The sequence below is a fragment of the Pseudodonghicola flavimaris genome (assembly GCF_030164425.1).
Lineage (GTDB): Bacteria > Pseudomonadota > Alphaproteobacteria > Rhodobacterales > Rhodobacteraceae > Pseudodonghicola > Pseudodonghicola flavimaris.
Genome location: NZ_JASNJD010000014.1, coordinates 14,611 through 41,047 on the forward strand (window position 1 = coordinate 14,611; position 26,437 = coordinate 41,047).

25 protein-coding genes are annotated in these 26,437 nt (G+C 63.8%); 8 read left to right on the forward strand and 17 right to left on the reverse strand.

What is annotated here, in order from left to right; genetic code table 11:
• Positions 1-95: 95 nt before the first annotated feature.
• The 6 genes from QO033_RS16820 (at position 96) to QO033_RS16845 (ending at position 8,858) form a co-directional block, all read left to right on the forward strand.
• Positions 96-275, forward strand: a complete 180-nt coding sequence (locus tag QO033_RS16820; RefSeq protein WP_284482146.1) for a hypothetical protein — start codon at positions 96-98, stop codon at positions 273-275.
• Positions 276-2,294, forward strand: a complete 2,019-nt coding sequence (locus QO033_RS16825) for a type I restriction-modification system subunit M (protein WP_284482147.1) — start codon at positions 276-278, stop codon at positions 2,292-2,294. It abuts the gene before it with no gap.
• Entirely contained in the window at positions 2,294-3,577 is a 1,284-nt protein-coding gene (locus tag QO033_RS16830) for a restriction endonuclease subunit S (RefSeq protein WP_284482148.1), read from the forward strand. The genes QO033_RS16825 and QO033_RS16830 overlap by 1 nt, the downstream gene beginning before the upstream one ends.
• A 166-nt stretch (positions 3,578-3,743) precedes the next feature.
• Positions 3,744-4,646 carry an Abi family protein gene (locus QO033_RS16835; RefSeq protein WP_284482149.1) on the forward strand — a complete coding sequence of 301 codons (903 nt, stop codon included), beginning with the start codon at positions 3,744-3,746 and terminating at the stop codon, positions 4,644-4,646.
• A 55-nt stretch (positions 4,647-4,701) separates the two neighbouring features.
• On the forward strand, positions 4,702-5,628 hold the full coding sequence (locus tag QO033_RS16840) for a GIY-YIG nuclease family protein (protein ID WP_284482150.1): 927 nt from the start codon (positions 4,702-4,704) through the stop codon (positions 5,626-5,628).
• Positions 5,625-8,858 (forward strand): type I restriction endonuclease subunit R, encoded by a 3,234-nt coding sequence (locus QO033_RS16845; RefSeq protein ID WP_284482151.1) that lies wholly within the window; start codon positions 5,625-5,627, stop codon positions 8,856-8,858. The genes QO033_RS16840 and QO033_RS16845 overlap by 4 nt, the downstream gene beginning before the upstream one ends.
• Before the next feature lie 58 nt (positions 8,859-8,916).
• On the opposite strand, the gene QO033_RS16850 is transcribed toward QO033_RS16845, so the two are convergent.
• From QO033_RS16850 to QO033_RS16865, 4 genes are all read right to left on the reverse strand, one after another.
• Positions 8,917-9,177: a WGR domain-containing protein gene (locus QO033_RS16850; protein WP_284482152.1), complete on the reverse strand. Its 261-nt coding sequence runs from the start codon at positions 9,175-9,177 to the stop codon at positions 8,917-8,919.
• An 85-nt stretch (positions 9,178-9,262) separates the two neighbouring features.
• Complete coding sequence (locus QO033_RS16855; RefSeq protein WP_131389963.1) at positions 9,263-10,195, reverse strand: DUF2493 domain-containing protein; 933 nt, start codon at positions 10,193-10,195, stop codon at positions 9,263-9,265.
• A 366-nt stretch (positions 10,196-10,561) separates the two neighbouring features.
• Entirely contained in the window at positions 10,562-11,593 is a 1,032-nt protein-coding gene (locus tag QO033_RS16860; protein WP_284482153.1) for a DUF7146 domain-containing protein, read from the reverse strand.
• Between the two features lie 3 nt (positions 11,594-11,596).
• Complete coding sequence (locus QO033_RS16865) at positions 11,597-15,958, reverse strand: strawberry notch family protein (RefSeq protein ID WP_284482154.1); 4,362 nt, start codon at positions 15,956-15,958, stop codon at positions 11,597-11,599.
• Positions 15,959-16,137: 179 nt separating this feature from the next.
• On the opposite strand from QO033_RS16865, the gene QO033_RS16870 reads away from it, so the two are divergent.
• Positions 16,138-16,434 (forward strand): hypothetical protein, encoded by a 297-nt coding sequence (locus QO033_RS16870; protein ID WP_088716141.1) that lies wholly within the window; start codon positions 16,138-16,140, stop codon positions 16,432-16,434.
• Between the two features lie 22 nt (positions 16,435-16,456).
• On the opposite strand, the gene QO033_RS16875 is transcribed toward QO033_RS16870, so the two are convergent.
• The 12 genes from QO033_RS16875 to QO033_RS16930 form a co-directional block, all read right to left on the reverse strand.
• Positions 16,457-17,479 (reverse strand): nucleotidyl transferase AbiEii/AbiGii toxin family protein, encoded by a 1,023-nt coding sequence (locus tag QO033_RS16875; protein WP_284482155.1) that lies wholly within the window; start codon positions 17,477-17,479, stop codon positions 16,457-16,459.
• Positions 17,472-18,065, reverse strand: a complete 594-nt coding sequence (locus QO033_RS16880) for a DUF6088 family protein (RefSeq protein ID WP_088716143.1) — start codon at positions 18,063-18,065, stop codon at positions 17,472-17,474. The genes QO033_RS16875 and QO033_RS16880 overlap by 8 nt, the downstream gene beginning before the upstream one ends.
• A gap of 57 nt (positions 18,066-18,122) precedes the next feature.
• Positions 18,123-18,767, reverse strand: a complete 645-nt coding sequence (locus QO033_RS16885) for an antitoxin of toxin-antitoxin stability system (protein ID WP_284482156.1) — start codon at positions 18,765-18,767, stop codon at positions 18,123-18,125.
• The gene (locus QO033_RS16890; RefSeq protein WP_284482157.1) at positions 18,760-19,179 is read right to left on the reverse strand and encodes a hypothetical protein; all 420 of its coding nucleotides are present in this window, start codon (positions 19,177-19,179) and stop codon (positions 18,760-18,762) included. Before QO033_RS16890 ends, QO033_RS16885 begins: the two co-directional genes overlap by 8 nt.
• 75 nt (positions 19,180-19,254) lie before the next feature.
• Positions 19,255-19,452, reverse strand: a complete 198-nt coding sequence (locus QO033_RS16895; RefSeq protein WP_284482158.1) for a hypothetical protein — start codon at positions 19,450-19,452, stop codon at positions 19,255-19,257.
• A gap of 1 nt (position 19,453) precedes the next feature.
• Positions 19,454-19,831, reverse strand: coding sequence for a DUF6915 family protein (locus QO033_RS16900; RefSeq protein ID WP_284482159.1), 378 nt, complete (start codon positions 19,829-19,831; stop codon positions 19,454-19,456).
• Between the two features lie 10 nt (positions 19,832-19,841).
• The gene (locus tag QO033_RS16905; protein ID WP_284482160.1) at positions 19,842-20,333 is read right to left on the reverse strand and encodes a DUF6878 family protein; all 492 of its coding nucleotides are present in this window, start codon (positions 20,331-20,333) and stop codon (positions 19,842-19,844) included.
• A gap of 102 nt (positions 20,334-20,435) precedes the next feature.
• Positions 20,436-20,954 (reverse strand): DNA repair protein RadC, encoded by a 519-nt coding sequence (locus QO033_RS16910; RefSeq protein ID WP_284482161.1) that lies wholly within the window; start codon positions 20,952-20,954, stop codon positions 20,436-20,438.
• A 108-nt stretch (positions 20,955-21,062) separates the two neighbouring features.
• Positions 21,063-21,503 (reverse strand): JAB domain-containing protein, encoded by a 441-nt coding sequence (locus QO033_RS16915; protein ID WP_018065906.1) that lies wholly within the window; start codon positions 21,501-21,503, stop codon positions 21,063-21,065.
• A gap of 126 nt (positions 21,504-21,629) precedes the next feature.
• Complete coding sequence (locus QO033_RS16920; protein WP_284482218.1) at positions 21,630-22,829, reverse strand: DUF932 domain-containing protein; 1,200 nt, start codon at positions 22,827-22,829, stop codon at positions 21,630-21,632.
• A 181-nt stretch (positions 22,830-23,010) separates the two neighbouring features.
• On the reverse strand, positions 23,011-23,421 hold the full coding sequence (locus QO033_RS16925) for a GFA family protein (protein WP_284482162.1): 411 nt from the start codon (positions 23,419-23,421) through the stop codon (positions 23,011-23,013).
• A gap of 168 nt (positions 23,422-23,589) precedes the next feature.
• On the reverse strand, positions 23,590-23,994 hold the full coding sequence (locus QO033_RS16930; protein WP_047998258.1) for a single-stranded DNA-binding protein: 405 nt from the start codon (positions 23,992-23,994) through the stop codon (positions 23,590-23,592).
• Positions 23,995-24,424: 430 nt separating this feature from the next.
• Between QO033_RS16930 and QO033_RS16935 the strand changes: the two genes are divergently transcribed.
• Positions 24,425-24,748, forward strand: a complete 324-nt coding sequence (locus QO033_RS16935) for an H-NS histone family protein (protein ID WP_284482163.1) — start codon at positions 24,425-24,427, stop codon at positions 24,746-24,748.
• Between the two features lie 138 nt (positions 24,749-24,886).
• Here the strand turns inward: QO033_RS16935 and murJ are convergent, their stop codons facing one another.
• Entirely contained in the window at positions 24,887-26,413 is a 1,527-nt protein-coding gene (gene murJ / locus QO033_RS16940; protein WP_284482164.1) for a murein biosynthesis integral membrane protein MurJ, read from the reverse strand.
• Positions 26,414-26,437 lie beyond the last annotated feature (24 nt).

A 26,437-nucleotide genomic window follows, 5' to 3' on the forward strand; every position in this document is an offset into this window, starting at 1 on the left:
GTGGATAAGGTCGAGGAAGGCCCGCAGCAGCAAAAGAGATTGAAATCTGTAATGGAAGAATGGAAGATAAACCATTGTCCGCGAGGAGATGCCCGATGGGCGATGACGGCGCGAAACTTTCGAACCTAAATTTGAAGATCACCGCCGACGAGCGGTGGGCCTTCAAGGAGCTCTGTGTCCGGCACCGGATGAGCCAAGTCGACGGTTTTCGTCTGGCGGCCCGGCTTTTAGAAGACCACCTCGAAGCGAATAAGAAAAAGAGTGAAGGCGAATAGATGAACACCCAGACGACGAACACTTCCCTCGCCGATTTTATCTGGAAGAACGCGGACGACCTCTGGGGAAACTTCAAGCACGTCGATTTCGGCAAGGTCATCCTGCCCTTCACCCTGCTGCGCCGCCTGGAATGCGTGCTGGAACCGACTCGGGACCAGGTGCGTGAAACCGTCAAGACCATGAAGGACAGCCCGATTGACTTGGGCGTGATCCTTCGGACCCAGACCGGCTACCCGTTCTACAACACCTCGAACTACGACCTGCGCAGCCTCGGCGCGACCCGGACCCGCCAGAACCTCGAGGATTACATCGCCTCATTCTCTGACAACGCCCGGGTCATCTTCGAACAGTTTGACTTCGCGAACACGCTGGCCCGGATGGACAAGGCCGGGGTGCTCTACAAGATCTGTCAGAACTTCGCCGCCATCGACCTGCACCCGGACGCGGTTCCGGAACGGGTAATGTCCAACGTCTACGAACACCTGATCCGCCGCTTCGGCGCCGAGGTGAACGAAGCGGCCGAAGACTTCATGACCCCGCGCGACGTCGTCCATCTGGCCATCGAGCTGCTGCTCGACCCGGATGACCAGATGTTCATCGACAACCCGGGGCTCATCCGGACGCTCTATGACCCCACCTGCGGCACCGGCGGCTTCCTGTCGGATGGGATGGAACACGTGAACGCCCTGCGCGACCGGTACTCGGTCGCCCCGGTCATCGTTCCCTACGGTCAGGAGCTGGAACCGGAGACCCACGCGGTCTGCCTCGCCTCGATGCTGCTCAAGACCGTCGAGTCCGATCCCGGCCGCGACCTGTCGAAGAACATCAAGCTCGGCAGCACGCTGTCCGACGACAAGCTGGCGAACGAACGGTTCCATTACTGCGTCTCGAATCCGCCCTTCGGCAAGAAATGGGAGATGGACCAGGCCGCCGTGGTCCGGGAGCATCAGGAGAAGGGGTTCGAGGGCCGCTTCGGCCCCAAGCTGCCGCGCGTCAGCGACGGGTCGATGCTGTTCCTCCTGCACCTTCTCAGCAAGCTGGAGGCGCCGGAGCGCGGCGGCGGACGGGCGGCCATCGTCCTGTCCGGCTCGCCCCTCTTCAACGGGAACGCGGGGCAAGGGGAATCCGAGATCCGGCGCTACCTGCTGGAGGAGGACGTGGTCGAGGCGATCATCGCGCTTCCGACCGAGATCTTCTTCCGGACCGGGATCGGCACCTACATCTGGCTCCTGTCCAACAAGAAGCCGGCCGCCCGGAAGGGCAAAGTCCAGCTGATCGACGCGACCGCGCTGTTCGAGCCGATGCGCAAGAGCGAGGGCAACAAGCGCCGGAAGGTCGGGGACGGCCAGATCCGGCAGATCGTCCAGATGTATGCCGACTTCGCCGAGACGAAGGAGAGCCGCATCTTCGACAGCCGGGAGTTCGGCTACCGCCGGGTGAAGGTCCTGCGTCCGCTGCGAAAGAAGATCGTGATCTCACAGGAGGGTCTGGAGGCGCTCGAATCCGAGAAGGCGTGGGAGCGCCTGACGACCGACTCGCAGGCCCTCTGGCTCAAGCTGCTGGATCGAAAGATGGGCGCGACCCATGACTGGCACTGGATGGCGACCTGGCTGCGGAAGAACTCCGGCGCGATGCTCAGCCAGCGGACAGTCCCGGCCGCGTTGATCAAGGCGTTCCAGAAGGCCTTCGGCGTCCGTGATCCGGATATCGATCCGATCTGCGACAAGAACGGCGAGGTCATCCCCGATGACGACCTGACGGATTTCGAGAACATCCCCCTCGGCACGGACATCCGGGACTACATGGCGCAGGAGGTGCTGCCCCATGCGCCCGACGCCTATGTAGATGAGACGTTCCGCGACGACTACGACGGCCAGGTGGGCGTCGTGGGGTATGAGATCAACTTCAACCGCTACTTCTATGAATACCAGCCGCCCCGCGATCTGGAGGAGATCGACACCGAGTTAAAGGCGGTCGAGGCGGAAATCGCGGCGGTGCTGGCGGAGGTGACGGATTGATGTTTGACGTCTCCGTTCCAGAACACTTTCAGAAGCTCCCCATAATTTCCATCGCCCGTAAGAACGGGGGTGTCTTTATTGATGGGGACTGGATCGAGAGTAAGGACATTTCCGATAGCGGCATCCGATACCTTACGACAGGAAACGTCGGACTCGGAGAGTTCAAAGAACAAGGTTCGGGTTACATCACTGAGGATACATTCACGAAGCTTCGCTGCACAGAAGTCCTACCCGGTGATATCCTTGTATCTCGTTTGAATGTTCCCATCGGACGAGCGTGCTTGGTGCCCGATCTGGGTGAGCGGATGGTGACCTCCGTGGATAACGTCATCATCCGGCCGTGCAATGAATTTAATCGGAAGTTCCTCGTCTATCTGTTTTCTACGAAGCATCATATTGAAATGATGAATAATTTGGCGCGCGGCACAACGATGCTCAGAGTTAGTAGAAGCGCTCTGGGACGAGTTCGCGTCCAAGTGCCTAATTATGAAGAACAGACCGCCATCGCCCGCTTCCTCGACCGCGAGACCGGCCTGATTGACGGCCTGATCGAGAAGAAGACCCGGTTCATCGCGCTGCTGAAGGAAAAGCGGGCGGCCGTGATCACCCATGCGGTGACCAAGGGCGTCGATCCGGAAGCGCCGATGAAGGACTCTGGCGTGGACTGGCTGGGCCGCGTGCCCGCCCATTGGGCCGTCTTGCGCATCGCGGCCCTGTTCCGCGAGGTCTCGCGCCCGGCGGACCCGGCCCTGCCGGTGCTGTCCGTGTCCATCCACGATGGTGTGACGGACGGCGAACTGGCCGATGAGGACCGGGACCGGAAGGTCGCCCTGAGCGAGGACCGGACCAAATACCAGGGCGTCGCGCCCGGTGATCTGGTCTACAACATGATGCGCGCATGGCAGGGCGCGTTCGGGGCGGTCGCGGTCAAGGGGTTGGTCAGCCCGGCCTATGTGGTCGCGGCCCCGGTCACCTCCTTCCGGACCAAGTTCATCGAACACCTTCTGCATACGAAGAGCGCCGCCGAGGAAATCCGCCGGTTCTCGCGCGGCATCGCGGATTTCCGGATGCGGCTTTACTGGGATCACTTCCGGGCGCTGAAGGTCTGCCTGCCGCCGCTGGACGAACAGGATCGCATCCTGTCGGAGATCGACGCGGAAACCGCCCGCATCGACGGCCTGATCACCCTGACCGAGCGTAGCATCGACCTCCTGCGCGAGAAGCGTTCGGCGCTGATCACCGCCGCCGTGACCGGGAAGATTGACGTGAGGGCGGCGGCATGACTTTTGGCGCGGACCGGTCGGTTTCTTATTGCTTTGGTAGGATTCCTGCCCTATCTAATGTCTCAACAAGACCCGCCACGCCTCGGACGGAACCTCGGTTTCGCACTGCGCACCCCGGCGGGTTACTTGTTTTCAGGGTATCGCTTTCGCGGCACGGGGGTGCCGCATGAAGTTTGAAAAACCCGCCGTTTCCGTCCCGGACCAGATCGAACTCCTCAAACGTCGCGGCATGATTGTCGGCGATGAAGCCCAGGCACAGCACTACCTGAACTTCATCTCCTACTACAGGCTACGGGCCTACTGGCTTCCCTTCGAGGTGCCCGCCGCGAACAACGGCGATCACGCCTTCCGCGACGGGACGACCTTCGAGGATGTGCTGACCCTCTACATCTTCGACCGTGAATTGCGGCTCTTGGTCCTGGACGCTATCGAACGGGTCGAAGTAGCCCTGCGCGCGCAATGGGCACATCACATGGCCATGAGCCATGGCCCCCATGGCTATCTCGAACAGGGCCACTACTCAGTAATCCGACATCACGCGAAAGACGTCACTGATTTGGAGAAAGAGTTCAATCGCTCCGACGATGCGTTCGCGATTCACTATCGTGACAAGTATGACTCACCCAAGCTGCCGCCGGTCTGGATGGCGGCTGAGGTCATGTCGTTCGGACTTTTGTCGAAATTCTACAGCAACTTGAAAACACGCGCCGACAGAAAAGCAATTGCTGATCCGTTTGCCTTGGATGAAGCAGTCGTTACGTCCTTTGCGCACCATATTAGCACGGTGCGCAACATATGCGCCCACCATGGCAGGCTTTGGAACAAGCGCTTTACGGTGACGATGACGGTTCCGAAATACCCCGCCAAGCTGCCCGTCGCCATGCGGGATGCCGATCCGCGCTATCTGCACAACACGCTGGTGATGCTCGATTACCTTTTGGCGCTGATCGCACCGGGCAATGAATGGAAAAAGCGCCTTGTGGCGCTGATCGACGGCTGCCCGTTGGCCGATCCTTCCAGCATGGGCTTTCCGGCGGATTGGCGCACAAGAGCGGTATGGAAGGTATGAGGATGCCGGTTTCTGCCCAAACGAAGCTGGCAAGACTTGTGAAAGAGGTACCCGCATGACCACAGGCGAAACCTTCGGGCGGACCATCCAGCTTTTCCTGGTCGACGGGAAGCCCACGGGCCTGCGCAAGGCGACGATCCACGGCTGGACCGGTCTGTTGTTTGTCAGCGGCGCCTCGGCCTTCGGCGACCTGACCGCCCGTTCCGAGGTGGACCGGACCGGCGTCTATATCCTGTCCGGCCCGGACCCGGACAAGCCTGGCGTGACCCGGGTCTATATCGGGTCGGGGAACTCCGTGGCGGAGCGGATCGAACAGAGCGCCAAGAAGCGTGACTTCTGGGAAACCGCGATCACCGTCACCACCAGCGACGATGACCTGTCGAAGGGGCATGCCGAATACCTTGAGGCCCGGCTTATCCGTGTTGCCGCGCAAGCAGGCCGGGTGACACTCGACAACGGCACCCAGCCCGACACCGACCGCCGCCGCCTGCCCGAGGCCGATGTCGCGAACATGGAGCAGTTCCTGTCAAACCTTCGGATCATTCTACCGGTCATCGGGCTGGACATGCTCAAGCCCCAGCCCCGGGCCGTAACCCAGGTTGCGAAACCCGCAGAGGACCGGACCGCCGAAGAGGTCCATTTCGAGATCCGCCACAAGAGCGGCGTTCAGGCGACCGCCGTCGAAGAAGACGGGGAGTTCGTGGTTCTGGAAGGCTCCGAGGCCCTGATCGAGACCGGGTATGTTCAACAGAGCTATGGCGGCTTGAAGGAGAAGATGATCGCCGAGGGCGTTCTGATCCCCCATGCAGAAGACAGGATGCGCTTCGCGAAGCCCTGGCCGTTCAGCAGCCCGTCGGCCGCCGCGGCAGTGGTGCTTGACCGGAACAGCAACGGGCGGCTGGAGTGGAAGGTTCGGGGATCGAAGTTGAATTATCACGAGTGGCAGCAGGCGCAGGCCGGCGGATCGGAGGTGACGGAATGAGCGACCTGCATCACGAGAAGCACCTCGAGTCCTACATCGTCCAGAAGCTCGCTGCGTCGGGCTGGCTGGTTGGGTCGACCGACGCCTACGACGCGGACCGTGCCATGTACCCGGAGGACCTGGAGGCCTGGCTTCGGTCCACCCAGCCGCAGAAGTGGGACCGGATCCAGGCGACGAACGGTGACAAGACCCTGACGGTCATCATGGACCGGCTGGAGACGGCGCTGGAAAAACAGGGGATGGTCCAGACCCTGCGCCGGGGCTTTTCGATCGCCGGTGCCGGCCACCTCGACCTGTCCGAGGCGGCCCCTGAGGACAAGCGGAACGATGCAGTCCTGCACCGCTACGCGTCAAACCGGCTCAAGGTCGTCCCGCAGCTGAAATATCACCCGGGCCGCGAGCTTGCCATAGACCTCGGCCTGTTCCTGAACGGCCTGCCGCTGGCGACGGTCGAGCTGAAGACGGATTTCACCCAGTCGGTCGAACACGCGAAGGCCCAGTACCGGCGCGACCGCTTGCCCGTAGACCCGGTCACGAAACGCAAGCATCCGCTTCTGACGCAGCATCGCGGCGCGGTTGTCCATTTCGCGATGTCCGACAGCGAGATCTGGATGACCACCAAGCTTGCGGGGGAGGACACCTTCTTCCTTCCCTTCAACAAGGGGAATGACGGTCGGGCCGGTAACGCGGCCCGGGCCGATGGGGAGTACCCAGTCGCCTACTTCTGGGAGGAGATCTGCCAGCCGGACGCGTTCCTGCGGATCTTCCACAGCTTCGTCTATGTCGAGAAGAAGAATGTGGTCGACTTGAAGGGGAACTGGTCGGTCAAAGAGACCCTGATCTTCCCCCGGTTCCACCAGTTCGACGCGGTAAACAAGATGATCGCAGACGCGAAGGTGAAGGGGTCGGGACATCCCTACCTTTGCGAGCACAGCGCCGGGTCCGGAAAAACCTCGACCATCGCATGGACGGCGCATGACCTGGTGAAGCTGCGCCGGGACGACGGGACTCCGATCTTCGACACGGTGATCATCGTAACAGACCGGAACGTGCTGGACGGACAGCTACAGGACGCTGTCCAGCAGATCGATCACCAGAAGGGGCTGATCGCGGCCATCGACCGGGAAACCTCGTCGAAGTCGAAGAGCGACCAGTTGAGCGAGGCGATGCTGAAGGGCACCCCGATCATCGTGGTGACCATCCAGACCTTCCCCTTCGCCATGGAGGCGATCCTGACGGAGACGTCCCTGCGGGACCGGAACTTCGCGGTGATCATCGACGAGGCGCACAACTCGCAGACGGGAAACACCGCCTCGAAACTGCAGGCAACGCTGGCCCTGTCAGCCAAGCAGGATATGTCGGAGATGACGGTCGAGGACATCCTTCTGGAGGTCCAGCGGTCCCGGAAGCGCCCGGCGAACGTGTCCCATTTCGCCTTCACGGCGACCCCGAAACACTCGACCTTGATGCTCTTCGGGCGCCCGGCCGATCCCACCAAGCCCGCCTCGGACGACAACCTGCCAGCCTCATTCCACAAGTACGAAATGCGCCAGGCAATCGAGGAAGGGTTCATCCTGGACGTTCTGCGCGGCTACGTCCCCTACAAGACCGCGTTCAACCTCGGGCAAGAGATCGTCGACGAGAAGAGGGTTGACGGGAAGGCCGCCAAACGGGCGCTGGCGAAATGGATGACGCTTCACCCGACAAACGTCACCCAGAAGGTTAGGTTCATCATCGGGCACTTCTCGAAGAACGTGGCCCACCTTCTGGACGGGAAGGCCAAGGCGATGGTGGTCACCAGCTCCCGGGCCTCTGCGGTCCGGTACAAGCGAGCCTTCGACTCCTTCATCGCCGCGAACCCGGAATACGGCAACATCCGCGCCCTCGTCGCCTTCTCGGGCAAGCTGACCGGGCGCGAGGTGATGCACCCGAACGACGAGCTGCTGCAGGGGGACGCATTCGTCGTTGAGGAGGACGCGGAGTTCACCGAAGTGAACATGAACCCGGACGCCGGCGGCAAGGACCTGCGCCACGTCTTCGACCGGCCGGAATATCGGGTCATGCTGGTCGCGAACAAGTTCCAGACCGGGTTCGACCAGCCAAAGCTGGTCGCGATGTATGTGGACAAAAAGATCGCGAACGCGGTCGAGATCGTCCAGACCTTCTCCCGTCTGAACCGGACCTTTCCCGGGAAGGACCAGACCTTCATCATCGACTTCATCAACGAACCGGACGTGGTCCGGGCCGCTTTTGCCCAGTATGACCGGGGCGCCAAGATCGAGGAGGTGCAGGACCTCAACGTCATCTATGACCTGAAGGAGTTCCTCGACGATCAGGGTATCTATAACGAGACACATGTCCTCGACTTCCAGAAGGCTCGGTTTCGGACAGCGACAGCTGCCGCCAGCGGCACCGATGACGAGGCGGCGCACAAGGCGATGTACGCCGCGACGCAGGAACCAACCGACGCCTACAACCATCGGCTCACGGAGCTTCGAAACCGGGCCACAGAGGCCGAGGACGCCTGGCAGAAGGCGAAAGCGGTCGGGAATGAGGACGGGATGAAGCGCGCCGATCACGAGCGTGAACAGGTCGAGACCGCGATCGTATCGCTAACGGATTTCAAGGCAGGCCTGTCGCGGTTTGGCCGCCTTTACGCCTATGTCGCTCAGCTGATCGATCTCGGTGACCCGGACCTTGAGGTCTTCGCCGCCTTCTCGAAGCTGCTGGCGAACCGTTTGGACGGGGTGCCCTCGTCCGAGATCGACCTGCACGGAATCGCGCTGACCGGCTATGATATCGTGGAGCGAGAGGAGCCTAGCACCGGCGAGGATGAGGAGCCCCCCACCCTCGACCCCATAAAGGGCGGCGGCGGCGGTGGACGGCCCGGTGCCCTACCGGTCTACATGCAGGAGCTGATCGAGCGCCTGAACAGTCTCTTCGGAGAGGCGACCCCGCTCGAGGACCAGGTCGCTTTCGTGAACCAAGTCGCCGCAATTACCCGCCAGAACCCAGTTGTGATGGCCCAGATCGACAAGAACAGTAAGGATCAAGCGATGAAGGGGAACCTCCCTGGCGCGGTGCAGGCGGCCGTGGTCCGAGCCATGTCCTCGCATAGCGAGCTCGCCACGCTTCTCCTTAGCAAGGATCGGCAGGCCCTGCCGATCCTCGAAGGGGTGATCTACGAGATACTAAAGCGGGGCGAGGCTTTGGACCTCACTCCTGATTGATCCAGGAGCACTCTTGATGCGATGAAAAAATGGGGAAAATGGCTGCGTCCAAGCACGTTTACTGAACGTACCCACGCCGCTTCTTCACCGCTGCGAGCTTCATCAAAGCCGTGATGGCCTTGCCTTCATCAGGATGGGTCTCGACCATCATCTGGCCACGGAAGCCGATCCGACCCCACTCGCGCACGAGGCTGGCACGGCCGAAGAGGTCGCGCTGTATGCTCAGCCGATAGAAGCGACGCATGTTACGCGCCGGATCGATCCGGCGCATCTGCACGTCGGTCGGGAAGACATCGAGCTGGATCGGGCTGTGGTACATGTAGTGATCGGGTGAAGTTTCCTACACAATATCAGGTGGAAGCCTGCGCTTCCACCTCGATTTCCCCGCGAGGGGAACAGGGGGCTCACGCCCCCTTCTCGAACTTCATGACCGGGATGCCCAGCTTCTTGGCTTTGTCGGCGAGGTTCTCCTGGATGCCGTTGCCTGGGAAGACGAGGACGCCCACGGGCAGCACGTCGAGCATGGCGTCGTTGCGCTTGAACGGTGCAGCCTTGGCGTGCTTGGTCCAGTCGGGCTTGAAGGCCACCTGCGTCACGCCCCGAGCCTCGGCCCATTTGGCGGCGATGAGTTCTGCGCCCTTCGGACTTCCACCGTGCAGGAGGACCATGTCGGGATACTTGGTCCGGACCTGGTCGAGCTTGCCCCAGATCAGGCGGTGGTCGTTGAAGTCGGTCCCGCCGGTGAGGGCGACCTTGGGGCCTGCGGGCAGCATCACTTCGGTTTCCGCGCGCCGCTTGGCAGCCAGGAAATCGCGGCTGTCGATCAGCGCTGCGGTCATGTGCTGGCGGTTCACCATCGAGCCGGTGCGGGGCCGCCAGGTGGATCCCGTGTGATGGACGAACTCGGTGGCGGCGTGATCTCGCATCATGTCCATGCAGTTGCGCCGTTCGATCAGGGTCAGGCCTTCGGCTGTCAGGCGCTCGAGTTCGGTGGATTTCACCTCGGAACCGTCCTGCTCGCGCTGGAGGCGGCGCTGCGCCTGCTCGTTCTCGTCAAGCGACCGCTCGATCCGGGCTGTGGCGCGGTGAAAGAGGTTGACCTGGCCCCAGAGCACCTCTTCGAGGTCGGGTTCCATGCGGGTGTCTTCCAGGGTCGCGACGAGGGCGTCGAAGATGTCGGCGACGGCGACCGCGAGGCGCTGCCCATCGGGCATCGGGCGCGGATCGGGCTCGTCAAAGGGGCGGTAGCCATAGAGCTGCAGCTCGTCGAGCGCATGGGCGGTCTGGGATGCGGTGTGGGCGGGTTCATACGCGTCGTCGTGGGTGTGGATCGTCATCGGTTCTTGCCTCCGGGCCTGTCTGGTCCGCGCGTCATCCCGCGCGGCCTTCATGGGCTGCGAAAGCCGTGGGAGGGGACGGCCCTTCACCCCCTTTCGGGGCCGGAACGCATGTGGAGGAGGACGGGGGGCGGCTGATTTGTCTCGCGATGCAAAGCGGGGGCTCGTCCCCCGCGGCGGAAATCAGTCGCCCCCCGTCCTTGAAGGGGCGGCCCCTTTGACGGCCGCCTGCCCATCTCTTGAAGGCCGCTCGGGGGACGGGTGGATGAGATTGCCCGGGAAGAGGCAAAGCCGACGGTCCACAGCCACGACAGGAATCCGTGACCCCTGCCCCGCATTCCCGGACCGCCCCTTGCGCGATGCAGCTCAGCCCAACAGGCGATGCCAATCCTCTGGACCGATCTGCCCTGCCAGATGTTGACGAAGCGCCTCCTTGCCGTTCGCCCGGAGATCATCGTTGAAATCCCCGAGACGCGGTTCCAGCACCCGCACGCGCACCCCGACCTCGGAAGCTCTGGCGCTCAACCTCTCTGCCGCGCGCTGGCCGGCAGGATCGCGGTCGATGGCGATGTAGAGGCGCTGCACCCCCTCCGGCAGCAGGACTGCTCTGAGGTGCGAGGCCGAGAGCGCCGCCCAGACGGGCAGGCCAGGCACTGCCTCGACCAAGGACAGCATGGTCTCTATGCCTTCGCCGACGACGAGGATGTCCTCATGCGGGGTCAGCCTGACGGCATTGCCGAGAAGGTGACCCATGGCACGCCGCTGCGTCTCGACAGCCGCCTTTCCCTGACCGTCAGGCGCAAGCCAGGTGCGATGCACGCCCTGCAAGGCCCCTGCCCCATCGGTGACCGCGGCGATCAACGCCGGTCTGGGGAGGCTCCGGGTCTGGCCCTCATCCCGATGCCAGCACTTCGGGTGGAAGCGCAGCGCGCTCATCGTGCCTCCTTGGGTCAGGCCCCGGGCGCGGAGGTAGGTGTCGGCAAGCGTGCCTGCGATCGGCACCGAGGCTGCAAACAGACGCGCTGCGGCCGCTGGTGTGCCACCGGGGGCCTTGGCCTTCTTCGGCTCTGGCGCATCTGGGTGAACCGGCTGCGGGCGGCCAAGATGCGCCCGGGCCTCGGCCAGAAGGTCGGGAAAGCGGGAGATCCCGGTCCTCTCGCGGATGATGTCGAGAAGATCGCCATGCTCGCCCGTGGCGCCATCGGTGAACTTGCCGGCAGCGCCCGGGCCGGACGCGGGCCCGGTCAGGCGCACGAAGAGCGACCGGCCGGGGTTGTTCTGCAGATCGCCCACGATCCAGTAGGACCCTTCCCGCCGACCAGCGGGAAGGTAAGCGCGACACACGCTCTCTGCATTCTCCGCAAGAGCGCGGATCACATCTTCGGTCTCGGAATACATGGCTCAGCACCCTCCGCGTGCATGTAGTCCCGTCACAGGACAACGTGCAAGCAGACGATCAAGTACGGCGATGCCGGCTGAGTCCGTCGGGCAGAAAAGGCGCAGCTTCCAGCTGATGATCTCCGAGAAGCAGCCATCGGCCTTGAGTCGGTCCTTCGCCGCTTCCGTGAAGCCAGAGAGCTCGATCCGGTTCACGCCCATGACGCGGGAGAGGTGCAATTCCATCCCTTCGGCCAGCCGCACCACGGTCTTGCCCTCGAGAACGAGGGCATGGACCTGCGCCGCCGTCAGCTGCGGCGCGTCATTGGCCAGCGTGGTCGCGACCCAGGCAGGCGAGACCCGGCGGCCAATGATGCGCTGGCCGTCATCGGTCTGCAGCCGGTAGACGCGGGTTTCATCCTGTGGGAGCTGCTTCCAGATCGGCAGCAGCAGCCCCGCCACGATGTGGAGCGTGGCTTCCGAGAACTCCGGCATCTCAGCCAGTTCCGCGGTCCAGGCGGCAGCGAAGGCCGCGCGGTCGGCCTCGAGCCAGTGGGTTTCGTCCATAATCCTGGCCGGAACCGTGGTGGCCTCGGTCGGGCGGATCAGCCGCAAGCGGGGCTCGATCGTGCCGTCGTCCAGCATCAAGCTGGTGGCGGGCACCTGCACCGCGGCACGGCCCGAGCGGCTGTTGACCAGCAGGCGTGCTTGTGGGTCGTCGAGCCAGTCGAGCGCATCCGCGAGCGAGGTCGGCGTGTTGCGCCGCTTCTCCGCGATGGTGAGGAGCTGGGTTTCCGCGCCGGAGCCCGGGTGGGTGTAAATCACCCGAGCATCCGTCACGCGGAAGCTCTCGGCGCGCAGCGTCTCGAGCCCGAGGTCATAGACCCCAGCCGCGATGGCCCCCTCGATCCGTTGGTCAAGCAATTCCTCGAAGGCCGAGAAGAGCACGGCCTGCATGTCGATCGTCAGCGCCAGCAGGCGATTGAGGAAGGTCGTGATCGGGGGCAGGTCGTCCTTCAGCCCATTGTCATCGGTCAGGCTGAGACCTGTGGCATCCTCGAAAGCACCAAGTGAGCACCTCGCGACATCGCCGCGATAGATGCGGCGGTAAAGCTGGCGCAGGGCATCGCGGGCATAGGGGGACTCGAGATTGTCCTCGGGCCGGAACAGCCCCTGCCCCCCGGTTTGACGCTGGCCGCGCGTGATCGCCCCGAGCGTGTCGAGGCGACGCGCGATGGTACTGAGGAAGCGTTTCTCTGCTTTCACATCGGTAGCAACGGGCCGGAACAGCGGTGGTTGCGCTTGGTTGGTGCGGTTGGTGCGGCCCAGTCCCTGAATGGCCGCATCGGCCTTCCAGCCCGGTTCCAGGAGGTAGTGGACCCGCAGGCGCTGGTTCTTCGCCCCGAGATCGGCGTGATAGCTGCGCCCGGTGCCGCCCGCGTCGGAAAAAATCAGGATGCGCTTCTGGTCATCCATGAAGGCGGCGGTTTCCGCGAGGTTGGCGGAGCCGGCACGGTTTTCCACGACAAGCCGCGCGGCAGGACCCTCGCCCTTGCGAACGATGCGGCGCGAGCGGCCCGTGACCTCGGCCACGAGATCGGTGCCGAAGCGCTGGACGATCTGGTCGAGCGCGCCCGGGACGGGCGGCAGCGAGGCCAGCTTCTCGATCAGCGCATCGCGTCTGCGGGCGGCCTCGCGGCATTCCACCGGCTGACCATCACGCACCACCGGCCGGGACGACAGGTTGCCCTCGCTGTCGGTGAAGGGCTCGTAGAGCTGCACCGGGAAGGAATGGGCGAGATAGTCCAGGACGTATTCCCGCGGGGTGATGTCGACGCGGATGTCGTTCCACTCGTCGGTCGGGATCTCCGACAGGCGGCGCTCCATCAGCGCCTCGCCGGTCGAGACGATCTGGATGACGCACGCCTGCCCCGCCGCGAGATCGACCTCGATGCTGGAGATCAAGGTGGGGGTTTTCATCGACGTCAGCAGGTGTCCGAAGAAGCGCTGCTTGGCGGATTCGAAGGCCGAGCGCGCGGCAGATTTGGCCTGGCGGTTCAGCGTGCCGCTCTCACCCGTGATGTTCGCCGCCTCCATCGCGGCAGCAAGGTTGTTGTGGATGATGGCGAAGGCCCCCGCATAGGCATCGTAGATGCCGCGCTGCTCGGGCGTCAGCGTATGCTCGAGCATCTCGTATTCGACACCGTCGTAGGAGAGCGAGCGGGCGGTATAGAGGCCAAGCGACCGCAGGTCGCGAGCGAGGACCTCCATTGCCGCAACCCCGCCCGCCTCGATGGCCTCGACGAACTCACCGCGCGTCGCGAAGGGGAAATCTTCCCCGCCCCAAAGCCCGAGACGCTGTGCATAGGCGAGGTTGTGGACCGTCGTCGCGCCCGTGGCCGAAACATAGACCACGCGGGCATTGGGCAGTTTGTGCTGCAAGCGCAGGCCCGCCCTGCCCTGCTGCGAGGCCTCGGTATCGCCGCGCTCGCCCTTGCCACCGGCGGCATTGGCCATGGCGTGGCTTTCGTCGAAGAGGATCACCCCGTCGAAATCCGCCCCGAGCCAGTCGACGATCTGATCGACGCGGGATTTCTTGGCCCCGCGTTCCTCGGAGCGCAGCGTCGCATAGGTGGTGAACAAGATGCCCTCGGTCAGCGGAATGTCGCGGCCTTGCGCGAAGCGGGAAAGCGGCGTGACCAGCAGCCGCTCCTGCCCGAGCGCCGACCAATCGCGCTGCGCGTCTTCCAGCAGCTTGTCGCTCTTCGAGATCCAGAGCGCCTTGCGGCGTCCCTGGCACCAGTTATCGAGCAGGATCCCGGCCGACTGGCGGCCCTTGCCCGCTCCGGTGCCATCGCCAAGGAAGAAGCCGCGCCGAAAGCAAACGGCGTCAGCGGCATCGTCGGGCGCGGCCGAGACCATGTCGCCGGTTTCATCGACGGTCCATGATCCGGCGAGATACGCACCATGCGCTTCGCCCGCGTAGATCACGGTCTCAAGCTGGGCCTCGGAGAGCAGACCGTCGCGCGGCACGGCAGGCGGGAGTTTCGGACGATAGGAGGGTTTCGGGGGCGCGACCGAGGCCATCGCCGCCGACTGCACGAGCTTGGTTGGGTGCGGGGCCGCCCCGGGGATGTCGATCGCCTGCAAGCGGAAGGTCTCGTAGATCGCATCCGACAGGCGCGCGGCGCCGAGATCGTCCGCCGTCTCGCGCAGGGTGTAGCCGAGGTCTTCGGCATCTGGCGCTGCGACAATTGCATTAGCACTGGCCGATGACGTTGCCCCCAAATGTCGAGCGGGAAGGCCGGACGTACGGGCTGGTTTTTCCCGGAAAGGGGAAGTGGGCTGGGGGCGAGGCAGCGCGCCCTCTTCCAACTCGAGGCGCGGGGGGCACTCGGCCACGATCCGGGTGAGGAGCTGCGGCGCATCGACGGACATCGCCCGAGCCAGATCGGCGGTGATCCCACCCCGTTCGCCGCCGCGGCACTTGTCGAAGACCGAAATCCGCGTCTCGAAGCTGGTGCCATGCTTGGCGAAGGCGGCACCGGACACAGCGCCGGTGAAGACGAGATGGGCCGTCTCCGTCAGCCGGGCGAAAGTGTCGACCCAAGCAGGGGCATCGGGCGCAAAACCCGCCCCTGTGATGGCCACCAGACGCCCGCCGGGGGCCAGCCGGGCAAGGGCCGAGCGCAGGTGCCGGGCCGTCGCATCAGTGCTGCGGCCATCGACATTGGCCACAGCCGAAAACGGCGGATTCATCAGGATGACGCTGGGGCGCAGCCCTGCGTCGAGGTGATCGTCGATCTGCGCGGCGTCGAAACTGGTGACGGGACGCCCCGGAAAAAGGAGGCGCAGAAGGTCTGCGCGGGTGTCGGCCAACTCGTTCAGCGCGAGGCTGCCACCCGCGATCTCAGCGAGGATCGCCAGAAGCCCGGTCCCGGCCGAAGGCTCAAGGACCAGGTCACGCGGCGTGATCTGTGCGGCGGCCAGTGCAGCGAGCCCCATGGGCAGCGGCGTCGAGAATTGCTGGAACCGCTCCATCTCCTCCGAGCGCCGGGTATGCGTCGGCAAGAGGCCCGCCACCTTGGCAAGGATCGGCAGCAGTGCCGCAGGCGATCCAGCACGGGCCAGCAGCGCGCGGCCGAATTTCCGCAGGAAGAGGACCAGCGCCACCTCGCCCGCCTCATAGGCAAGCTTCCAGTCCCAGGCGCCGTCGGCATCGGAGCCGCCAAAGGCGCGCTCCATCTCTACGCGCAGGCGCAGCGCTTCGATCTGGAAGCCCTGCGCGAGATCAGGCTGCAGTGCCTCGGCCACGGCGAGGATTGCGGGCGCGGGTTCAGTGGACGGAACAGGAACGGGAGGCGCAACAGGCACGAGATAGGTCATCGGGAAACTCCGGAATGAGGGACAGGGATAGGCCCGGACACCCTCTCTCTCGGGCACCCTCAGGCCTGATCTTCCCCGACCCCGCTCTTCCTCTCGAACCGTTGCGTTGCGGACGCTTGGCTTGATTTTGTTCCTGTTATGTTCTATATTGAGGGCCAAGCTAGAAAGGGAGTTTCCCGATGGACAGCACCACATACACCCTGCCCGCGACACCGAAGCAGATCGCCTATGCGCGGTCACTCGCTCTGCGCAATCAGACCCTTCTGCCCTGGGAGGTTCAGCAGGACCGCCGGTCCTTGAGCGTCTGGATTGAGGCTCAGGCCCAGCTGAAGCCGGTCTCCGACATGGACCGGCTGCCGACCTCCAAGCAGGTGGCCTTCGCGGAGAAACTTGCCCGGATCAAACAGCGCGCCGTTCCGGAAGAGTGCTTCCGCGACAAGGGGCTCATGTCGAAATGGATCGACGGAAATAAGTAGCGGGAATCTTCCGAAAAGATGGTCAGTCAGGCTTGAACGCTGCATTGGCCCTACGCGCGATGCCCGCGCAACGGTCCATCAAGTCGCCAAAAGGCTCTGGTGTTGATGCAAGCAGGCCGTCCTCGACCATCCGGCCATAATCGTCAGCGAGAGCCTTGAGAGCATCGCCGCCTGGGACCAGTTGTAGATGCCCAGAGGTTGCGGTGCCGTAATCGATCCACGTGGCATCCGCCGCCTTCTCTGCAAAGAACATCGTCTTGTGCCGGGCGACAGCGGTCGCAAGCGCGCGATCTTGGATGGCCGCAGCGGCGATGCCCGCATCGTCCAACCGGGCGACATCATGCCAGTGGCGAGAAAAGCGATCCCCTCGCATACGGTTTTGCAAACAGAAGACGTGGATCGCTGTCGCCTTTTCCCAGAACGTCCGTTCCGCATGCATCACGCGCGGGCGGGCAGTGGGAAACTCCACGCCTTCGATCACCGACGCGGCATCGCAAACGATATCGCGTGGGGATGCGGGCTCTCCTGTAGAACGCGCGCCGAATTCCAGCATCACGCTCGGAGAAACGTATCCAGTGCCTTGGGCGAGGTGCGGGTAGTCGATGAACAGCTTGTCGCCATCAATCCGAAGGCCGGCATCGACCCCTTCCCGATCAATTGCCTGCTGCAGGATCGGCTGAATGGTCCCGGCCACCCATTCAGGCAAAGCCTTTCGAACACGTTTCGACCAGCGCCGCTCTTCGCTGGATGTGGCGGGCATGGCGTCTTCACGGCCCTCCAGCAGATCCGGGATCAGCGCTCTGATATCGAAGGTCAGATCCACATCCTCGGAAAACCGGTCAATGACCCGGTAGGCCTTCGACAGCGAGGTGCCGCCCTTGAAGACGAGGTTTGTGCCGATGGGCGATCCAAACAATTGCTGGATCGCCCAGACCACCCAGACGTCCTTTTCGAGGAGATGGGCTGGTCGGCCGAGCCGATCGGCCGCGACACCAAGAGCATCCAGTCGGTCCTTACCGCTGAGGCGCAGGAATGCCTCAGCCATGGACCATCTCTCCGACTAATCGTGCCAGCCAAGTCGGAAACTGCGGCGCGGCGGACATCAGCTCAGTCTTTGCCGTCTCCGTGAGCTTGGATCGCAGGATTTGAAGAGCTTTGGGAGCCTCATCCGGCCCGAGCCATGCCAGCGCACGGACGGCCTGGCCCGAGGTCTTGCTCCCAAGGGCCAACTGCCAACGCGGCGCATGACGCAGTTCGACTGCCTGCCGGCCAAGGCTCAGCACGCGGCTTCGACCGGAAGTAAGGTAAACCGACTTGACCGGCACCTGTGTCGTGAGGCCCAGAGCGTTTGCCGCAGCAGCGCCACTCGGGACGATCGTCTCGCCCCGCTGCATAGCGAGCGCTTCAATCGCCTGTTCAGCCGACGGGCTACGCGGTCCAAAGCGTGTCTGGACCGGGCGCATGTAGATGCCGCGTCCGGCACGGATCAACTCGCCGCGCGCAGCCAGACGCGACAGCGTTTGATCGACCGCCGCGCGCGAGCCGAGATGCAAAAGCCCCTTCGCTGCCAAGGGTACCCCCTCCGGCAACGTCGTTGCGACATTCATAATGCTCTCGGCCATGCGCTCCATGATCGCTCCTTTGTCAGAAACATACGCAGTTTTCTGACAGTTTTCAACCGTGCGCCCTTACCCGAAGCGACGCCCGGCTTCTGTGAAGGTGTACTTGTTGACGATGATCCCCTCCTCGATGGCCTCATCCGAGGTCAGGTGGTCGTATTCAGCCTCAAGCTGGCGGTAGAGCCAGCGGGCCAGATCGCGCAGCGCGTCGGTCACGATCTCCTCGGCATCCTCAGTCGGCGGCTGCCAGGTCGGGCTGTCGCGGGTGACGTCTACGGACATGGTGTATTCGTGGTAGTAGCGGCCACGGTGGCTGACCTCGGCGGCGAGCTGGTAGAAGTTCCGCCGCTGGATGGCCTGCAGCCGGTCGGCTATGCCATGCAGCGTGGCGTCCTTGGGCGCGTAGTCCCGGATGCGCGCGGCCGCGCCCTTCGCGTGGGACCAATAGCCCTCGAAGCAAGCACCGTCGCCCTGGCTCCAGAAGCCGGAGAACCAGATGCAGGGTTTGGCCCGCGTCCCGCCGCCCATAAGGCGGACGGGTGTAGTCTTCAGGCGAATGCCGAGGATTTCGCAGACCCGCTCGAAATCCTCGTAGACCGAATCCCACCAATCGTCGTGGGGGCCAAGCTCGCGATACCAGCTGCGCGCCTTTTCCTTGGCGGCATCCGAGAGTTCGGGGAACTGGTAGACCGTGGTACAGATCACCTCAGGCATCGACGTCCTCCCCGTTCAGCGCGGCGGCCAGCCATTCTTGCGTGCTGGTCCAGCCGATGGATTTGCGCGCGCCGAGATCGATGACATGCGCGCCGTCGCCGAAGGCGTCGAGGCGGGGCCGGGAGCACGTCAGGGCGTATTGGAAGCCCCAGAGGCCGGTGAGGTCGAGCTCGTCCGCGAGGCGCAGCACGAACCGGATGACCGCTTCGACATCGCCGTGTTCGTCGTCATGGATCCAGAGGGTGCGGCCCTCGGGCGCGTCCTGATGCACGAGGGTGAAACCCGCGACCTCCGGGTCGGCGGCGTCCTGATCCGCAGCGCGCAGTTCCTGGAACAGCGCAAGCGCGCGGGCAGCCTTGTCGGCACTGCCAACGTCGATCAGGCATGAGAAATGGGTGAAGTAATCCGCCATGGGGACCTCCTGAGATTGAGAAACCCGGCCAAGGGGCCGGGCGCTGGATTGATAAAAAGGGATGAGGCACAGCGATCAGCCGGATAGCGGATCGTCTGCGGCCTGACGCGCGGCGTGTGCACAGAGCATCTGCCGGTAGAAGCGCTTGCGCGCGATTCGGAAGCCGCGAACAGCGCGCGTGTCGGGGTGCAGTGCCCGGACCGCCGCGCGCAGGGCGGCCAGGGGCGACGCCGTCGGCGGTAGACCGAGGCGCAAGTATGCGGGATCGGTCATGTCAGCTGACCTCAACCACAGGCGAGGCGAGATGCGGGTCGACCAGCGCCTCAATCCGCGCGCTCCGGCCCATCCAGGGCTCAGGGCGGATCGCCTTTACCCAGTCGGCGAAGCTCGGGATAAAGCCGAGGTCTTCCTTCACATGCTGCTCACCAACCCAACGGGTCGGGATGATGCGCCCGGTCGAGAGTGTGAGGGTCTGCCCAAAAATCGTCTCGGCCATGAATATGCCCTCGGCATGGTGGCGTAGCGCCCGGTGCCGAAAATCGGCCGTGATCTCCTTGCTCTGGTCGAACCAGGCATGCACGGCCATGAAATCGTCGACCGTGCCGCCCCATTTCTTCACCGAGGAGAGGGCGTGGTGATAGGGATGTGCCATTGCCACCCCCTCAGAAGTCGTGGGTGTAGAGTTCGGACGAGGTGAAGCGCTCGTTGAACTCGAGATGGATGCAGCGGGCTGCGGCGTCGAAGCAGAACTCGCCGTAAGCGCCGTCGTTGTTCTCCCAGCCGCCATGGGTGTCGGAGAGAAAGTCGTATGCGAGCTGCTCTACGACATCTTCCAGCGAGAGCTGCCGCATCTCGACCTCGGGGTTGTCCCAGGTCAGCGCAGCGTATTCGATTTCAGTAGCGGGGAAATCGACGGCGGTTTCACCGAACCACGCGCCGATGCTTTCGATCTGGCCGCTGTCCCCTGCACCGTCGAAGGTGACAGTGACATGGGTGATGCCAGCGGCCGTGAGGCCATCGAAAAGGCGATCCTTGTTGCCGGGGCGCAGCGCTTCGATCCCGGCCGCGCGTTCGGCATGCGCCGCGAAGATCTGCGCCATGTCGACGGACGAGGGTGTCATCGGCGGCGTGAGGGTGGGTTCGGTCAGGGTCATCGTGAGTCTCCGCTAAGGTTAAGGGATCGGAGCCGGTCCGGGCGATCTCTCTCCCCCGGACAAGCTCCAAATTCCCCCCTGCCCTCCTCTGCCTCTCGGGCCTCAGGCAGCGACTTGCAGCGCCCGGGCGGCAAAGGCGCGCCAGAGCGGGTCTACGAGACGCCCATCCAGAAGATCGGCGCGGTGGCGCAGCCGTTGCGCCAGATCCGGCTCGGCCCAGGCAGCCGCGCGGCCCGCCTGCGCGCGCAGCTGGCTCGCCTCGGTCACGACGCCCCGCGCTTCAGCCGCGCTCGTGACCGGGTGGCACCAGGCGACAGCGTGGTCGCTGTCGGCCCCGGCCAGCACAAGGCGCTCGTCGCGATCGAGTATCGCCAGAAGCTGGGGCGTGGCATCCGTGGCCATGCCCTCGGCATGGTCGATCGCGCCCTGCATGGCATCGGCCAGCGTCGCAAAGCGCGCGAGGACCAACGGCGCGGCCCGGCCCGACATCAGATCCGCAGGCGTGCGGCGCGACAGGGTCAGGGCAAAGGGGTGTTTGGGATCAGCATCGCCCACAGCGAAAACCGGCGAGAAGCCTCGCGGGCCGGTGGTCGGGTGGATGGGCAGGGGCAAGTCGAACATGGGGAAATCTCCGACGGCGCGGGAAGCCTCTCTCCCCGCTTCATCCGTCAAAGACCAAACCGCCGCCCTCGTCCTCGAAGGGGCGGCGGTGATGGGTCCGATGGGCCTTCAGAGCTTGCCGAGGGCCCGCAGGCTCAGCTCTGTCCCGGCGCCGACGATGATGTGGTCGTGCAGCGTCAGCCCGAGGTACTTGCAGCCCTTCTGGATTTCCTTGGTCATGCTGAGATCGGCCTCCGACGGCGTCGGATCGCCGGACGGGTGGTTGTGGATCAGGATCAGGGCGCTGGCGTTCAGCATCAGCGCCCGCTTGATCACCTCACGCGGATAGACCGGGACATGGTCGACCGTGCCGGTCGAGAGAAGCTCATCGGAGATGATGCGGTTCTTGCGGTCGAGGTAGAGCACATGAAACCGTTCGATGGGGCCGCGCACGGTCAGCGCGCAATAGTCCATCAGCGCCTGCCAACTGCCGATGACCGGGTTCTGGCTGAGGTAACGGCCAAGGATGTCCCGGGCTTCGAGGATGACGGTTTCTTCCTGGGGGGTCATGAAGGTTCTCGCTGAAATGCGCAGGCAGAAGCCCCCTGCCCTCTCAGGGCGGGGCCAGTGGCATGCATTTGGAAGTGGAAAGCGCGACCGCCGCAGATGCGGGCGGTCGCGTTGTCGGGCCCGGCGTCAGCCGACCCGGTCGAGGAGCTTCTTCGCGCGGCCTTCCATGTCGAGGCGCGCATCCTGCTGGGTCTTGTCACGCGCAAGCCGCGTGATGCCCTGCACGAAATCGAAAATGCTCTCAGGCGGGCGGCCTTCCTCCATCAGCACCTTCTCAATGATCTTGCCGGATTCGGCTTTCGAGAAGCCGCGCTTGCGCAGGAAGTCCGCGCGATCCTCATCGCTGCGCGCCACGACCTGCTGCCGCGCTGCCTTGATACCGTTCACGAAGCCCTGCGGCGAGGAATTGGCAAACCGCGTCAGCGCCGGGGCCGCCTCATGGGCAAAGCGCGAGGCGGCATATTTCGAATGCCGGATCCGGATCTCCTGAAAATCCTCGACGCCCCACAGATTCCTGTTTTGACACACCGCCCGCAGGTAGAAGCTCGCCATGCCGAGGGTCTTGGCACCAACTTCGGAGTTCCAGCAGTAGAAGCCCCGGAAGTAGAGGTCGGGCGAGCCGTCCGCCAGCTTGCCCGCCTCGATCGGGTTGCGATCATCGACCAGGAACAGGAAGACATCGCGGTCCGAGGCATAGAGGGTGGTCGTATCGCGGCTGATCTCGACATCGGGGTTGTAAACCCCGGTCGACCAGTCGAGCACGCCCGGCACCTTCCAGCGCGTGTCGCCGGTGCCATTGCCCGCGATGCGCTGCACCGCCTCGACCAGTTCGAAATCGTGGATGCGGCCATAATCGGGGCCGGTCACCGCGCGCAGTTCCGTGCGGCCATCTTCGGTCTCGAAGGTTTTGACCTGCTCGGCGCGGTGGTTGATCAGACCGTATTGCAGGTTGATGCCCGCGAGCGGCGCAGGCAACTGCCGCAGGTAGGACGCCGGTGCGCCAACGATGCTGGCAAGCTGGCCGAACGCCCAATGCGTGGGCGCGACCGGTTCTTGCGCCTTCGGCAACATCAGGTGCAACCGCTCGGGGTTGTCGCGCGCGGCCTCGACCCGGATATCCGCCGTCTGCACCACCCGGCTGCGGCTGCGCTCGGACCGGCCCTTCACATTTGCCCAGAGATCGTCGAGCGAGAGATACCGCTCGTCATCGGGACGGTTGAACCATTCGGACGACACCCGCCCGTTCCGCTCACCCCGGCTTACATCCACCTTCCAGCCACCCGCCCGCGCCGGCTGCACCGGATCCAGAACTTCTACAACGCCCATCGGCAATCTCCCGTGACAGGCGCCGGGAGCCACTCTCCCAGCCTTCAACCCGTCGCGAAAGCAACCAGCCCTTCTCTGACTCTAGAAATCTTGGCGTAATCGGCAGAAATGCGGGACGAAGCGGACTGTCGCGTCATTGTCGTATGACCGTTTTTAACGGCCCAATCACCGGGTCGAATCTTTAATCCGGAAGTCCGGCTATCCTTTCGATGGAGGCTAGGTCGTTGTCCCAGTCCGCGCGGCTGGAAAAGCAGATATGCGCATTGGGCCGAATGTCGAGCCGGCTATCAAGTGATCCCGCAGGCACGACAAGCAAACCAAGGTCCGCTTGAAAAACTGGCAGCGCGGAACCGCAATCTTTGCAAAAGCTCTTGATGTGTCGTGAGCCGGAAAGCCGGAATGTCTTGATATTGCTCTCGCCCGACCCCCAGTTCACCTTTGCCGTTGATGAAAACAGGTTTGCCGAATGAGCCGAGCCACTGTCCTTACGGCAGCGGGCGCAGTGGCAAAGAAAGAAGCTCTCGAACTCTCCTGATATGCAGAACTGAACTGAGCCACATAGGCATTGTCCAGTATTCCGATTGTCGTCCATGCACACACCTTCCAATATGCAAGCACCCTGCCAGCAGTCCAATGTCGTTTCATCGATTCCTTGTATCGCGCGTAGGAGCGGGGTTAAACTGGGCTAGAAGCTGCCTCGCCATCGCCGCAGTGAACCCGGCGGGTTACCCCGCCGGGCCCGAGGGGAAGACCCCGTTCCTCAGAACGGGATCTCGTCGTCGCGGTCGACCAGCTCGGGGTTTTCGTTCTCGGCCGACTTCGGGCGGCTCAGGAAGTCGACCTTCTCGGCGATGATCTCGCAGCCGTAGCGGTCGTTGCCCATGCTGTCGATCCACTTGCTGTAGTGGATGCGGCCGTGGACGAGGACTTTCATGCCCTTTTCGCAATGCTCCGCGACCGTCTTGCCGAGACCGTTGAAGCAGGTGATGCGGTGCCATTCGGTGTCCATGACACGGTAGCCGTTCTCGTCGCGCAGGACGCGACCTTCCGAGAGGCGGGGGCGAGAGGTGGCGAGGCTGAAGTTGGTGATGTTGGTACCGCCCTGAGTGGTGCGGGTTTCGGGTTTTTGACCGATGTTGCCGGCGAGGATGACGATGTTCTGCATGATTAGCTCCTGTGTTTCCTGTCTTCGGGACCGTCCCTTCGACAAAACCCGGAAAAAGCCCGTCGGGTGACGCGTGCACGGTGGACGGAACGGACACCGGAAACCCCCAGAGGACCGGGGTGGAGCGGGCAGGACGCCATAGGCGGCCAACACGGCCCGGGCTGACGCGGGGTTGCGGGCAGGAGACCGAACGGGATTAGGGGATTGTCAGTCGAAGGGATGGCCCAGAAGTCAGAGAGGCGCGGGGAGCCCTTGCCAGACCCTGTCATCCCTGCCAATCGGGACTGCCTGAACCCAAGCCCAGCACCCCACTAGCGGCCAAGATTATGGTTCAACCAACTCTCGTCACCTGCCTCCCTGCCTACGGGAGTTGCGGGCCCATGCCCCGGCGGGCTATCGATACCGGAACATTCAGGACACGAGGCATAGCATGGCTGATTACGATCTCGAGGCGTTGTCGCTTCCCGAGCTGAAGAAAATGCAGAAGGACATCGCCAAGGCGATCTCCACCTTTGAGGCTCGACAGAAGGCGGAAGCCCGCAACAAGGTCGAAGCTGTGGCCAGAGAAATGGGCTACTCTCTGGCCGAACTTGTCGGCACTGAGATGAAAACCACGCGGATGCCTGCCGCGGCGAAATACCGGCATCCTGAGAACCCGTCGCTCACCTGGTCCGGTCGTGGGCGTAAACCGCAGTGGTTCGTAGAGGCGCTAGCTGCTGGGAAGACGACAGGGGATTTAGCCATCAATCAATAAATCGGATTGGAGCGGTCACGGCTATTGGTTTGACCTGTGAACTGGTCCGCATGATTTTTTACGCTGTGTGGAAGATGAGCGCTGAATATTTCGCGCATAGTTCGATTTTGGGCGAGTTCGAAAACGGGAGTATCGCAGCTATTCCTTCGGTGTGCCCTTTGCTTCAGACGGGCGGCGTCCGACGACCAAGGCGCTCGCCAATCCCTGAACCGCCAGGATGGCGATCATCAGCATCAGAAATGCGACCGGCATTGCAAGACCTGGAGTCAAATACTCGACGGCGCGCAGGACGGCATCGCGTGACCACAAGACAAACAGGCCCAATCCGACCCCCGTTGCGACGAGTGCGCCCGCCGGGATCGGCGCGGGCCCGGTGAGGTAACCATGGACCCGGTTTTCCCGGAAGAGCAGTGTCGCATAGACCGTGATGCCCACTGATGTCGCAAGGGCAAGCCCGACCGCGCCGAGCATCGGGGCAAGCACGATCTTCAGTGCGATGTTGACGAGCGTTGCCGCAACGAGCAGGCGAAGCGGAGTTCGGGTATCCCCACGCCCGTGGAATCCGGCGACGAGGGAGCGCAGCGCGAGTGCCGGAACCAGACCAAGGGCGTAAGCGGCGAGGATGGCCCCCGATGCTTCCGCCGCCGCAAGATCGAAGGCGCCGCGAACGAACAGGATGCGGATGGCCCAGTCGCCCAGGGTCGCCATGGTCACCGCGACAGGCACCCCCACGACAAGACAGATCACGAGCGCCCGGTCGAGCACGCGGCGCATGCCGACCTCGTCACCGAGGCCCGCGCGGCGCCCGATGTCGGGCAGGATGACCGTTCCGAGCGCAACACCGATCAGGCCGATGGGCAGTTGGTAGAGCCGGTCGGCGTAGTAGAGGTGCGAGAGTGATCCGGCCGGCAGGAACGTGGCGATGATCGTGTCGGCGAAGATCGCGACCTGCAGCGCGCCCGAGGTCAGGATCGCGGGACCGAGGCGGCGGAACACCTGCCTTGTATCGGGCGACAGGCCCAGCCGGGGACGCGGTAGGGGCAGGCCCGCGCGCCACGCAGCTACGACCAGCAACGCAACCTGCGCCACGCCTGATGCCATCACGCCCCAGGCGGCGGCATGGGCGGCGCTCGGGAACTGCGCGGCCATAAGCAGCGCGCCGATCATGAACAGGTTGAGCAGGATCGGGGCGGACGCCGGCGCCGCGAAGCGGTCGCGCCCATTCAACATGGCCGAAAGGAAGGCCACCAGTGACATGCAGAACAGGTATGGAAAGGTGATCCGTGTGAGCGTGACGACAAGCGGCCAGCTCTCGTCGGCGGGCGACAGGCCGGGTGCGAGCACCGCCAGCATCCAGCCGGTCGCACCAAGCGCCAGCGCCAGAAGCGCGAGGTTGGCCAGCGTGAGCCAGCCTAGAACCTCTGCGCCAAGGCGCGAGCTGTCGTGCCTGCTTGTGTCCGCGGCAGCCCATGTCGGCAGGAAGGCGGCGTTGAACGCACCCTCAGCTAGGATCGCACGAAAATGGTTCGGCAGGCGAAAAGCCAGCATGAAGGCATCCGCCACCGGCCCGGCACCCAGCGTTGCGGCCAGCACGACATCGCGCAGGAAGCCGAGGATGCGACTGACCAGGGTGAGGCCTGAGACGGTGCCTAGCTTGCGCAGCATGTGATCGGCTGATCCTGAGGAGCG

Coding starts and splice junctions, on each gene's coding strand:
- QO033_RS16870 (WP_088716141.1), top strand. CDS start 16,138: ATGGACAGCACCACATACACCCTGCCCGCGACACCGAAGCAGATCGCC.
- QO033_RS16845 (WP_284482151.1), top strand. CDS start 5,625: ATGAGCGACCTGCATCACGAGAAGCACCTCGAGTCCTACATCGTCCAG.
- QO033_RS16830 (WP_284482148.1), top strand. CDS start 2,294: ATGTTTGACGTCTCCGTTCCAGAACACTTTCAGAAGCTCCCCATAATT.
- QO033_RS16860 (WP_284482153.1), bottom strand. CDS start 11,593: ATGTATTCCGAGACCGAAGATGTGATCCGCGCTCTTGCGGAGAATGCA.
- QO033_RS16820 (WP_284482146.1), top strand. CDS start 96: ATGGGCGATGACGGCGCGAAACTTTCGAACCTAAATTTGAAGATCACC.
- QO033_RS16935 (WP_284482163.1), top strand. CDS start 24,425: ATGGCTGATTACGATCTCGAGGCGTTGTCGCTTCCCGAGCTGAAGAAA.
- QO033_RS16890 (WP_284482157.1), bottom strand. CDS start 19,179: ATGGCGGATTACTTCACCCATTTCTCATGCCTGATCGACGTTGGCAGT.
- murJ (WP_284482164.1), bottom strand. CDS start 26,413: ATGCTGCGCAAGCTAGGCACCGTCTCAGGCCTCACCCTGGTCAGTCGC.
- QO033_RS16930 (WP_047998258.1), bottom strand. CDS start 23,994: ATGCAGAACATCGTCATCCTCGCCGGCAACATCGGTCAAAAACCCGAA.
- QO033_RS16865 (WP_284482154.1), bottom strand. CDS start 15,958: ATGACCTATCTCGTGCCTGTTGCGCCTCCCGTTCCTGTTCCGTCCACT.
- QO033_RS16910 (WP_284482161.1), bottom strand. CDS start 20,954: ATGTTCGACTTGCCCCTGCCCATCCACCCGACCACCGGCCCGCGAGGC.
- QO033_RS16925 (WP_284482162.1), bottom strand. CDS start 23,421: ATGGACGACAATCGGAATACTGGACAATGCCTATGTGGCTCAGTTCAG.
- QO033_RS16875 (WP_284482155.1), bottom strand. CDS start 17,479: ATGGCTGAGGCATTCCTGCGCCTCAGCGGTAAGGACCGACTGGATGCT.
- QO033_RS16905 (WP_284482160.1), bottom strand. CDS start 20,333: ATGACCCTGACCGAACCCACCCTCACGCCGCCGATGACACCCTCGTCC.
- QO033_RS16895 (WP_284482158.1), bottom strand. CDS start 19,452: ATGACCGATCCCGCATACTTGCGCCTCGGTCTACCGCCGACGGCGTCG.
- QO033_RS16835 (WP_284482149.1), top strand. CDS start 3,744: ATGAAGTTTGAAAAACCCGCCGTTTCCGTCCCGGACCAGATCGAACTC.
- QO033_RS16840 (WP_284482150.1), top strand. CDS start 4,702: ATGACCACAGGCGAAACCTTCGGGCGGACCATCCAGCTTTTCCTGGTC.
- QO033_RS16855 (WP_131389963.1), bottom strand. CDS start 10,195: ATGACGATCCACACCCACGACGACGCGTATGAACCCGCCCACACCGCA.
- QO033_RS16900 (WP_284482159.1), bottom strand. CDS start 19,831: ATGGCACATCCCTATCACCACGCCCTCTCCTCGGTGAAGAAATGGGGC.
- QO033_RS16880 (WP_088716143.1), bottom strand. CDS start 18,065: ATGGAGCGCATGGCCGAGAGCATTATGAATGTCGCAACGACGTTGCCG.
- QO033_RS16920 (WP_284482218.1), bottom strand. CDS start 22,829: ATGGGCGTTGTAGAAGTTCTGGATCCGGTGCAGCCGGCGCGGGCGGGT.
- QO033_RS16915 (WP_018065906.1), bottom strand. CDS start 21,503: ATGACCCCCCAGGAAGAAACCGTCATCCTCGAAGCCCGGGACATCCTT.
- QO033_RS16885 (WP_284482156.1), bottom strand. CDS start 18,767: ATGCCTGAGGTGATCTGTACCACGGTCTACCAGTTCCCCGAACTCTCG.
- QO033_RS16850 (WP_284482152.1), bottom strand. CDS start 9,177: ATGTACCACAGCCCGATCCAGCTCGATGTCTTCCCGACCGACGTGCAG.
- QO033_RS16825 (WP_284482147.1), top strand. CDS start 276: ATGAACACCCAGACGACGAACACTTCCCTCGCCGATTTTATCTGGAAG.